This is a genomic window from Kitasatospora sp. NPDC005856, from assembly GCF_040629945.1.
In the GTDB taxonomy this organism is placed as follows: domain Bacteria; phylum Actinomycetota; class Actinomycetes; order Streptomycetales; family Streptomycetaceae; genus Kitasatospora.
On sequence record NZ_JBEXWT010000156.1, the window covers coordinates 1 to 10,423 of the forward strand.

The window sequence follows — 10,423 nt, forward strand, 5'->3', positions numbered from 1 at the left end:
CACACATGGCGATGATCTTCGCGGACTCTTCACCGCGAAGATCACCACCAGTCCATCACGGCACGCAGTTGATCAATTACCCAACACTTTCTCAGAGCGAGGTGGCCGTCAGCGGCTGGTAGCCGGACTGCTGTCCGGTGATCTGGACCGTGTAGACGTGACCGGCCGGGTTCGCCGGCACCGTGAAGGTGGCGTTGCGTGCCCTCTTGATCGGGACGCCGTTGTCGAGCCACTGGTAGCGGTGGCAGGAGCCCGCGGTCCAGTTGGTCGGGTTGGCGGTGAGGGTCTGCCCGGCGGTGGGGGTGCCGGTGACGGTGGCGGTGCCCTGCTGGGTCGGCAGCGTCGTGTTGGTCCCGGAGGGGTTGGTCAGCGTGACGGTGACCTGCGAGGGGTCGCCCGCGTAAGCGTACGGGCCTGTGCGGACGGTGAGACCGCCCACGGTGAAGGTCTCCTGATCCCAGAGCGCGTACTGGCGCCAGGTGGTGTCCTGGGTGATCGGTTGCAGGACGGGCTGGGTGTTGCCGCCCGACAGCGGCTTCACCTTCTCCACGGTGACGCCCGAGTTGTATCCGGTCGCCGAGGCCATCCTGTAGTAGGAGGCGGCGTCCCGGCCGGAGCCGTCGCGGTAGTCGAGGAAGTACGTGTCGCCGGTCGTCGGGTCGACGACCTTGATGCCGCGGGTGCCGTTCTTGGAGCCACGTCCCCAGACGTCGTACGTCGCCGTGACGTCGTGCTGGCCGGTGCCGAGGCTGACTGAGGGGACCTCGCAGGTCTTGAGGACACCGACCCGGTCGCGGGCGTACGAGCTCAGCGCCGGGGGCAGGTACGGGGGGCTGCCCGCGGGGCTGGAGAGGGCGAGCGACATGACCGAGTACCTGTTCTGGTAGTCCGCCTCGGGGCAGGTCGTCGTCCCGTTGGTCGTCGAGCAGACCAGCGCGTTCGCGTGGTTGAAGCTGAAGTTGTGGCCGAGCTCGTGCGTCAGGCTGATGTCGATGATCTGCGGGTTGTCGTAGACGAACACGTTGCCGCCGGAGTTGAGTCCGTTCGCGAGCGAGCCGGTGGTGGCGACGCTGGGGTAGGCGCATCCGGCCGGGGCGAGCACGATCATGTGGTTCCCGGTCGTGCCGCCGAAGGTCACACCCGGGAACAGGGCCTTCCCCGCGGCCCACGAATCGCTCTTGACGGTCGAGCTGGTGCAGTCCCCGGTGATCGTCGGCAGGTTACCCGCCCGGGTGAACGAGGATATCGCCTGGTCGGTCTGGTCGACCCAGAAGTCCAGTGCCTTGTCCACGTGCGCGAGGAGCTGGGCGTCCGTCTCCGGGTACGTGTTGCCCTGGCTGCCGGTGTCGATCATCTTCACCACGTAGGCGTGGTGGACGGGCGTCGCGATCGTCGTCGCCGCCCCGGTCGGCGCCGGCGCTGCGACCGCGCCACCGGCCAACCCCGCCGCGCTGACCGCCACTGCGGAAACGACGCCCAGGCGGCGCAGCCGTCCGGGTCGACGGCGGTCCGTGCTGGTCGTTGACCGCATCTCGGTCCTCATGGTCGATGTCCCTCTCGTTGTCGGGTGAAGGACGCCCGCGAGGCGCGTCCTCATGGGGGAGGCCACTCATGGCGGTTCTCCCCTGGTAGGGCGGTGGTGGAGGAGCAGTGGGCCCGGGCACGGCGACGAAGCCGGGAGGCTCGTGCCGCCACGGTGATCGGTCTGTGCTGGGTTCGTGCGGGAACCGCGATGACATCGTCGGGCATCCGGTAGGCCGTCGTCCGCTTGAGCCCCGGGTTTGGTCAGTGCACGCCAACAGCAGCCGCTGCGGCCTCACTGGCCCCATCTGATTCGCACGAACTATCGACCTTCGAACTGATGTGCCATCAAGAAGGCATTTCACTCGACCGGATGGGCGGGCCGCGGGTGTGACGACCGTGGAACGCCTCGTTCCGGATGAGTTGTGGGAGCTGTTCCAGTCGGTGGTGCCGGCCGCGCCTACACGTCCGCAGGGCGGTGGCCGGCGACGGCACGGGGATCGTGAGGTGCCTGCGGCGATCGTGTTCGTTGCGACGTCGGGATGCACACGGGTCCAGCTGCACCGTGCTTCGGCCCGTCAGGCCCATCAGGCCCGTCAGGCCCGTCAGGCCCGTCAGGCCCGTCAGGCCCGAAGGCTCACCGGCACTTCGCCGCGTCGAGCGCGAGCAGCGGCATCAGTCCCGCTGATGCGCGGTGAAGCAGAGCGCGTTGGACGTGATCGCGGCCGCGGCTCCAGGATGAGCCGCATGACCGTCTCCTCCGCCATCGCCTCCTTCGCCGTCGTGGCAGGCATGCTGACCATCATGCCGGGACTGGACACCGCCCTGGTGCTGCGCTCCGCCATCACCCAGGGCAGGCGCGGGGCCTTCGCGACGGCGCTGGGGATCCTCTGCGGCGTGCTCGTGTGGGGCGTGGCCGCCGCGGTCGGGGCCGCGGCGGTGCTCACGGCCTCCCAGTTGCTGTACGACGCACGCGCTTGGCCGGTGCCGGGTACCTCGCCTGGCTGGGCGTCGGCATGCTCCGCCGGACGTTCAAGGAGCGCGGCCGGCCCGCGTCGGGGGACACGGCGGACGCGGCGGGGGCCACGACCGCGCAGGAGACGTGGGCACGCTCCTGGGCGCGCGGGCTGGGCACCAGCCTGCTGAACCCGAAGAACGGCGTCTTCTACATGGCGATGCTGCCCCAGTTCATCCCCAGCGGCACCTCGCACCTGCTCATGGGGGTCGTCCTGGCGGCCGTGCACGACCTGGAGGGGCTGGTCTGGTTCAGCGCGCTGATACTCGGCACCCAGCTCGTGCGACGGTGGCTGGACCGCGGCTCGGTGCAGCGGGTCATCGACGCGATCACCGGCTCGGTCCTCGTCGGCTTCGGCGTCAAGGTGGCGCTCGGGGACGCATGACCGGCTGGGGCGGCGGCCTCCGCCCGGGGCCCGGGGCCTCGGACGCACTGCTGCCGGGCGGGAGTTCGGCGTACGGGACGAGGAACGAGGGGTGCGGGGTCGAGCGGTCGTTTCCGCCGCGCGTGTGCTGTCGGCGGGAGCATCGGCCGTCCGGCCACCGGGCCACCCGGGCGGGCAGCCGGGTGGCCGGGGGGACGGCTACTGGTTGTCGGCCGCCTCGACCGAGTCCAGCACGTAGTCGATGGTCTCGATGGAGGTCTGCAACAGCCCCCGAGCCGCCTTCTGCATCTCGAGCTGGAAGGCGATGCCCTCGATGTCGCCGACCGCGCTCGCCGCGTAGGTCGCCCCGAGCGAGCCCAGCATGACGTGCAGCCCCTCGGCGGCCTGCACGGCGGCCATCGGCAGCGGCCCGCTCTCCTCGAGCGGGGCGTGGATCCGCAGCGGCATCATCGCCCGTGCGACCTGCCAGCCGGTGAAGGACATTTGAAAGATCATGTCGTCCCAGGCGTCGGCGGCCTTCATCTGCTCGCCGACCGCGGCGAACTGGTTCTCCTCGTCCAGCTCGACCCCGTCGGCGAACATCGCCTCCTTCTGCACGAGGCCCAGCAGGGCGTTGATCAACCGCACCCGGTAGATCTCGGGGTGGTTGTTGAGTGCCGCGAACTCTGCGTGTTCGGCCGGTGTGATGTCGTGGTCGAAGTAGCCCAAAGCCGTCAGGGCCTTGCTGATCTGTTCCACCGTCACCGGCTTGTGCTCGCTTGTCATATCGGCACGCTACCGGTCCTGTCCGGGCATGGGGAGGCCAATTGCCCGGTCAATGGCCCGGTCCGGCCGCTGCCGATCAAGCTCGCCCGGGGGCAGTGTGCCGGGAACGGGTCGTGACGATCCGTAGTGTGATGTTTTGCCCGGCGCCCGAACAGTCAGGGCTTGCGGTGCCTTCCAGTCGGCTTCTTCGGGGGCTGGGCCGAGTGCGTCGGGATCACCCCGTCGCCCTCGACGCCGTGGAGGAACCGCTGCGCGGCCGCGTAGTCCGGGGCGACCGTCTCCGGCACCCACTGGTAGCCGTCCCAGCGGGAGACGAGCCGAGGCGCATCCTGGTGCAGGTGGGCCGCTGCGGTCTCGTGGCCGATGGTCACGGCCCTGAGCACACCGACCGGCCGGCGCCGCGCTTCCCGCCGGGCCGCCCACCGCTCCAGGGGCTCGTCCTCGTCCACCTGGTCCTCCTCGCGTGACGGGGCCGCCCAGCCTACCGGCGGGCGGCCGGCCGTTCGGGCCTTTCGATCCCGCCCGCCGGGTGCGGACCGTGGCAGGTCTGTTGCTCACGAAGTGGCGCAGCTCACAGCCGTTCGGCGCGGGGTTGTGATCGACTCGACCGATGCGCCAGACCTCCTCGCCCCGCCCCGGACTGACGGTTCGTCATGCGACCCTCGCCGCGACCGCCGTCCTGCTGCTCGCGGGCTGCGGCACCGTGACGACCACCGCCTCCGGCGGCGGCCCGGAGGCCTCCGGCAGCCCCGCGCCCTGCGGCACCCCGACGCCGACGCCGACGCCGACTCCGGCGACGCCCGATGCCGCGCCGCAGCCGACCAAGCTCGCCCAGAGCGGGGTACGGATCACCGCCGTCGGACCCACCTGCTTCGAGTACGAGGTGACCAACCCGAACGGCGAACCGCACGACTTCACCGTGGTGTTCAGCCTCCGCTCCGCGCAGGGGGCCACGCTGGAGAACCTCAGCCGGACCGTCACCGCCCTCGCCCCCGGCGCCACCGAGAAGGGGACCGTCGACCTGAACACGGCCCCGACGCAGTTCGGCGAGCCCGCCTCCTTCCCGCCCCGGACCGGCCCGGCGCGGCCCGGCACCCGGCCGTCGAAGCCGGAGATCCTCACGGTCCGCAGCGTGCCCACCGCCGAGGCGCCCAACGCCGGCGGCCCCTGCCCGCCCACCGGCCTGCGGCTGTACGCCGACGAGGGGGACGCCGCGATGGGCCTGCGCGTGGTCGGCCTGCACCTGCGCAACTGCGGCACCGCCACCGTCACCCTCGACGGCTACCCGGCCGTGCAGCCGCTCGACCTCGACCACAAGCCCCTCGACGGCCTGCGCGTCCTGCGCGGCGGCTCCGAGATCGCCACCGGCACCGGCGCCGACGCCCCGCCCCAGAAGATCGCCCTGCGCCCGGGGGAGGGCGCCCGCAGCACCCTGGTGTGGCGCAACACCACCGACCTCGCCGGCGAGCCGCAGAACGCCCCCTACGTCCGGGTGCGCGCCACCCCGGACGCGGCGCCCGTCATGGTCACCCCGGAACTCGACCTCGGCACCACCGGCCGCCTCGGCGCCGGCGCCTGGGTCCGGGAGGACGCGAACGACAAGCCGTCACCGGCCCCGAGACCGTGATCGCACCGTGACCGAACCGTCGTCAGTCGGCGCAATCATGATCGCTACGGTACGGGGCCATGCACCACACCGATCCTGACCAGCGGCCCGACAGCACTGCGACCGACCCCGAGCGGGTCTGGCCGCGCAACCTCGCGCTCGCCCTCGCCGCCGCCGCGGTGACCGCCGGCGCCTTCGCGCTGCTGCGCCCCTCCGACGAGGGGAGTGGGGCCCCGGCCGCCGCTGCCGCGTCCCCCACTGCCACTGCCACTGCCACTGCCACCGCCACCGCGTCCGTCTCCGCTTCCGCCGCCGCGGCCCGGGGCTCCGCCACCCCGGACGCCTCGCTGCTGCCGCTGGACCAGCTGTTCCCCGCCCAGGTGACGGCGGCCGGCGGCGAGGTCTACACCCGGGTCGGGTCGACCGTCATGAAGTCCTGTGTCGAGCCGGACTCGGTCGGCCCGCGGCTGATCGGGATGATCCGCGCCTCGAAGGGCTGCCTGGGGGAGCAGATCGCCCTGTACACCGACGGCGCCAAGAACCAGTACAACCTGGCCGTCTTCACGATGGCGGACACCAAGGACACCGTCCACCTGGTCACCGAGCTGAGCATGGCCTTCGACGACTACCAGGTCGGCGCCCAGGCCCCGCCGCCCGCCTCGGGCCTGGCCACCCTGCCCCCGGACAGCGGCATGGTGCAGATGTTCTCCGGCGCCGGCCGGGCCATGGTCGCGGGCCTCGGCCAGTGGTCCGACGGCCGCGCCACCGACTACCAGACCCTCGTCGACAAGCACCTGAGCCCGCTGCAGAAGGCGGTCGGCCAGGCCGTCTTCGCCCACGAGTCCGCCCGCTGAGCCGACCCGTTGAACTGACCCGTTGAACTGACCCGTTGAACTGACCCGCTGAGCCGAGGGCCCCACCGGCCCGCCGGGTGCGGGACCCGGCGGCCCGGCACGCTCCCCCGTGGCGTGCCGGGCCGCCGGCACGGAAGCGGAACTCGGAGTTCCGCTGCGCGGTGCCACATCAGGAGCATGCCAGGGCGGTACCCCCGCCGTGTTGGCACCGAGTGGACAGTTCTTGGCATCGCGTGCACTGATCCGCGGTTCCCGCCCGCTCGTGCACGCGAGGTGCTCACGATGCGGGGTTTTCGCGTCCGTCCGCTCGTGCGGCCCGCGCCGTCCGTTCGCGCCGTCCGGGCCGCTCGTGCGGCCCGCGCCCGTACGGCCAGGAGCTGTCCGGGCGATCATGTGCGGAGCCAGATGGCGGGCGTCGCGGCGGTGACGGCAACCTCGCACGAACCGAGTGAACCAGCAGGTCACGCCACGCATCCACCTGCCGGCACACGAACTTCAGCAACAAGCTTCAGGGAGGCGCGTGCCGGACCGGAACGAGTCGGCCGGGCTTTCCCGCCCTGGTGAACGCCGGATCGTCTTCTCGGCGTTCTCTCATGTGCGACGGCCCGTCTGCCGACCGTGGGGGCGGAAACCTTTCGTCACCCCTGGCTCTCTGACGGCCTGTCCGGCCGAGCCCGCGCGGGGCGTCCCGTATCGGGCGGTCGAGAGTTCCTGATCCTGAGGAGAATCATGCGAGTGCACCGTGTCGTCCTGCCGCGGAGACCGCGAAGTCCACGGCGGCCACTGGTGCCACTGGTGCCGCTGGTGGCCGTCGCGGCTCTGGCAGCGCTGGCGATGGGGCCCGGCGTGGCGCCGCTCGTGCACGAGCGGGCGGTCCTCGCGTCGCCGACGTCCTGGGACCAGCTGATGAACCTCCAGGACCGGATGAACGAAACCGCCTACGCTCTCCAGAAGTCCCCGGGCCAGACCCGGGACCAGGGCATCGCCAGTGTGATCGCCGCTCCCGAGGAGAAGCACCTGACGGTGTACTGGCGCGGCGCGCTGACGCCCGCCGCCAGGACGATCATCGCCGAGAGCCCGGTCATGGTGAAGGTCAAGCCGACCGGTCACACGGAGCAGGAACTGTCCGAGGCGTCCGCGCGGGTGCGGCCCATCGCCGAGTCCGCCGGCATCACGTACACCAGAATCGCCCTCGACCAGGGCAACGGCGGCCTGGCGATCTCGGTCAGCGGCACGGAAGCGGACGCCCAGCGGCTTCGGCAGCTGACCGAGCCCCTGGGCGTACCGGTGTCGGTGACCCCGGGCGGAGAGGCGGCCGTGGCGCTGTCCGAACCGTCACGCGGATCCGACCCCACCGCGGGCGGCGCGCAGATGGTGGCCGCCTCGGCCAATTGCAGCACGGCTTTCGCGGGCAAGATCCAGAATCAGCCCGTCATGCTGACCGCCGACCACTGCTTCCCCGCGGGCGTCACCGACGAGCGGAAGTCGACCGAGCAGGGAGTCGACGGCACCTCCTTCGGGAAGCGCGCCGGAAGGCCGCTCCTCAACAGCAACGGGCTTCCCTACGACGTCAATGCCTTGAGCCCGATGTCGGGAACCGTGTTCGAGCCGAAGCTGTGGACCGGTCCTGCGGTCTACCAGGGTGCGGCGGGTCAGCAGAAGGTCTGGGTCAACGCCGCCGCACAGGCTCAGATCGGTAACTGGGTCTGCAACTCCGGCGCCAAATCCGGCACGACCTGCAACATCAAGATCATCGAGTACCTGCCCGACTACACGGCGACGGTCATCGACGCCAACGGCGCGACAGTACCGGTGAAATACGGCGGTGCTTTCGCGGGAAAGAAGAAGACCACCGACGACCCGAGGGTCGCACAGTATTCCAGCGCCCCCGATCTGAACCCGTACGCGGGCCGGCGCGGTGACAGCGGCGGACCGATCGTCATGGCCTCCAACAGCGGCCTCCCGAACGCGGACCACGGGAGCATCGACAGCACGGTCACAGCCGCGGGCATCGTCTCGGCAGGCCCGGCGGAAGCGGCGAGCAAGAAGGACTGTGCGGCGTCCTCCTACTGCTTCACGACCATCTACTTCGTCCCCATGCGGCAGGTGCTGGACGCGATGGGCGCGACGATCACCGTCGCCAATCCCGCATTCCCCGGCATGGTGACCGACGTGAAGCCCGGCGACCTGTACGGCAAGGTCGCGCAGCCCGTCTACCCCGAGGACTACGACCGCGTCGCCATCGTGGCCGAGAACGGCGCCGCACTCGGTGTGAATCCGGCCGACCTCAGACTCATCGGAACCGATTCCGACCGCCTGGGCGCCGCTTGGCAGCTGCTCCCGGACGTCAGGGGCGGATACATCCTGCACAACAAGGACACGAATTACCGTATCCGCAGGACGGTCACGGCCCCGATCGAGATCACTCCCGTCGCGTCGTACGATCCGAGCCTGCACCTGTACATGATCCACATGGGCCTGGAGAACTGCCTCCAGGTCACGGAGGGCTTCCGCTGGATGGTTCCCCCGCACAAGATGCTGGTCAGCGGGGTGGCCACGATCTCGCCGTGCCGGAACGGAGACCGCAGCCAGCAGTTCTCCTTCGTTCCCCTCCACGGCGGCGACAACGACGCCGCCAGCGACCCGTCCACCGACAACGGCACCCTGACGGTTCCGTACGAGGTGGCCGACGCCCCGGACACCTCGATGTCGGCGGCGGCGTCCTTCCTCGCCAAGACCCACGACCGGTACGCGCCCTCGGGACTCGGCGTGTCGCAGAGCTACACCGGCGGGCACTTCGCCCCCGGCACGGAGTTCGGGCCCGACGGCTACCAGTCGTCCTTCACCTACGACAACTCCGTCATGATCGCCGCGCTGCTCCAGGGCAAGAACCGCGACGTCGCCAGGGCGACCCGGCTGGGCGACAGCCTGCTCTACGCCCAGGCGCACGACAAGGTGCCCGACGGCCGCATCCGCGCGTCCTACCTGCCCAACCCCTTCGTCACCGCGAACGGCTCCCCGTACGTCGGCGGGTTCTCCGTCTACACCGGCAACATGGCCTGGGCCGGCATGGCGTTCTCCCGCCTCTACCAGCAGACCGGCGAGCAGCGCTTCCGTGACGGCGCGCTGAAGGTCGCCGAGTGGATCCAGACCAACGCCGCCGACACCCGGGGCCTCGGCGGGTACACCGGCGGCTGGGTCGACACCGGCGGCACCGGGGACGCCATGGTGCGTCGGGAGTGGAAGGCGACCGAGCACAACATCGACGTGGGCGCGTTCTTCGCGATGCTCGCGCAGATCACCGGCGACCAGACCTGGAAGGCCCGCTCGGACAACGCGTTCGCGTTCGTCCGCGGGATGCAGGCCGACGACGGCCGGCTGTGGACCGGGACCGGGACCGACGGTGTCACCCAGAACCGGGACAGCGTCCCCGAGGACGTCCAGACCTGGAGCTACCTGGCCACCCTGGACCCGGTCTTCTCCCGCTCGGTGGACTGGGCGGCAGCCAACCTCGCCGCCGCCGACGGCCCGTACCGCGGGGTGAGCTTCGCCAAGGCGGACACCTCCAAGGTCTGGTTGGAGGGCACCGCCCACCTCCTGGCCGCCTACCACGCCCGCGGCGCGGAAGGGGACCCGCAGAAGGCCGCCGTCCTCCAGGACAACCTCGCCAGGATCCAGGCCGGGGCTCCCACCGGAGACGGCCAGGGCATCGTGGCCGCCTCCAGCGACGGCCTCGCCACCGGCGAGGGCGACATCTACTACGCCTCCCTGCACACCGGCGCCACGGCCTGGTACCTGCTCGCCGGCCAGGGCGGCAACCCGTTCCGCCTGTAGACAGAACACCTTCAGCTTGTTGCTGAAGTTCGTGTGCCGGCAGGTGGATGTGTGGCGTGACCTGCTGGTTCACCCGGCTCGTGCGAGGTTGTGCATCCGGGCGACGGCCTGCACCGCGTGGTGCAGGCCGTCGCGTTCCTGTCGGCGGTCGCGGAGGATCTCGTCGTTCTTCATGGCAGCCGGCGGGATCACCGGCAGGTGATCGACGGGATTCTTCGCCGGGTGCGGACGGGCGTTCAGCGGCGTGATCTTCCCGAGCGGTCCGCCGAGACCCTCGTCATCCGGCTCCACGCATGATCGCCCGGCCAGCTCCTAGTGTCCTGCGCCGGAGATCCGTCGGCAGAATCGGGCTAGATGAATGAGTCCGATGTCTTCAGTGGTCATAGGCGATGAGTGATCGCTTGATCGGGGCGTCGATGGTCCAGTTGTGCCAGATGGCGGCG

7 protein-coding genes and 3 pseudogenes are annotated in these 10,423 nt (G+C 70.7%); 6 read left to right on the plus strand and 4 right to left on the minus strand.

Going from position 1 to position 10,423, the window contains the following annotated elements; genetic code table 11:
• Positions 1 to 91: 91 nt before the first annotated feature.
• Complete coding sequence (locus ABZ449_RS40720; protein ID WP_360356842.1) at positions 92 to 1,543, minus strand: hypothetical protein; 1,452 nt, start codon at positions 1,541 to 1,543, stop codon at positions 92 to 94.
• 368 nt (positions 1,544 to 1,911) lie between these two features.
• On the opposite strand from ABZ449_RS40720, the pseudogene ABZ449_RS40725 reads away from it, so the two are divergent.
• The 3 genes and pseudogenes from ABZ449_RS40725 to ABZ449_RS40735 form a co-directional block, all read left to right on the plus strand.
• Positions 1,912 to 2,082, plus strand: a pseudogene (locus ABZ449_RS40725) (transposase); the annotation flags it as partial.
• 243 nt (positions 2,083 to 2,325) lie between these two features.
• Positions 2,326 to 2,424: pseudogene (locus tag ABZ449_RS40730) on the plus strand (LysE family translocator); the annotation flags it as partial.
• A gap of 74 nt (positions 2,425 to 2,498) precedes the next feature.
• Positions 2,499 to 2,921: a LysE family translocator gene (locus ABZ449_RS40735; RefSeq protein WP_360356844.1), complete on the plus strand. Its 423-nt coding sequence runs from the start codon at positions 2,499 to 2,501 to the stop codon at positions 2,919 to 2,921.
• Positions 2,922 to 3,119: 198 nt separating this feature from the next.
• On the opposite strand, the gene ABZ449_RS40740 is transcribed toward ABZ449_RS40735, so the two are convergent.
• Together ABZ449_RS40740 and ABZ449_RS40745 are read right to left on the minus strand one after the other, a co-directional pair.
• On the minus strand, positions 3,120 to 3,686 hold the full coding sequence (locus tag ABZ449_RS40740; protein WP_360356846.1) for a DUF6245 family protein: 567 nt from the start codon (positions 3,684 to 3,686) through the stop codon (positions 3,120 to 3,122).
• A 155-nt stretch (positions 3,687 to 3,841) separates the two neighbouring features.
• A complete protein-coding gene (locus ABZ449_RS40745; protein ID WP_360356849.1) occupies positions 3,842 to 4,135 on the minus strand; it encodes a DUF6087 family protein in 294 nt (97 codons plus the stop codon).
• Between the two features lie 161 nt (positions 4,136 to 4,296).
• On the opposite strand from ABZ449_RS40745, the gene ABZ449_RS40750 reads away from it, so the two are divergent.
• The 3 genes from ABZ449_RS40750 to ABZ449_RS40760 all read left to right on the plus strand — a co-directional run bounded on the left by ABZ449_RS40750 (position 4,297) and on the right by ABZ449_RS40760 (position 9,980).
• On the plus strand, positions 4,297 to 5,313 hold the full coding sequence (locus tag ABZ449_RS40750) for a DUF4232 domain-containing protein (protein WP_360356852.1): 1,017 nt from the start codon (positions 4,297 to 4,299) through the stop codon (positions 5,311 to 5,313).
• A 59-nt stretch (positions 5,314 to 5,372) separates the two neighbouring features.
• Positions 5,373 to 6,146 (plus strand): hypothetical protein, encoded by a 774-nt coding sequence (locus ABZ449_RS40755; RefSeq protein ID WP_360356855.1) that lies wholly within the window; start codon positions 5,373 to 5,375, stop codon positions 6,144 to 6,146.
• A 786-nt stretch (positions 6,147 to 6,932) separates the two neighbouring features.
• Positions 6,933 to 9,980, plus strand: coding sequence for a hypothetical protein (locus ABZ449_RS40760; protein ID WP_360356858.1), 3,048 nt, complete (start codon positions 6,933 to 6,935; stop codon positions 9,978 to 9,980).
• A 69-nt stretch (positions 9,981 to 10,049) separates the two neighbouring features.
• Here ABZ449_RS40760 and ABZ449_RS40765 read toward each other — a convergent pair.
• Positions 10,050 to 10,160: pseudogene (locus tag ABZ449_RS40765) on the minus strand (IS5/IS1182 family transposase); the annotation flags it as partial.
• Positions 10,161 to 10,423 lie beyond the last annotated feature (263 nt).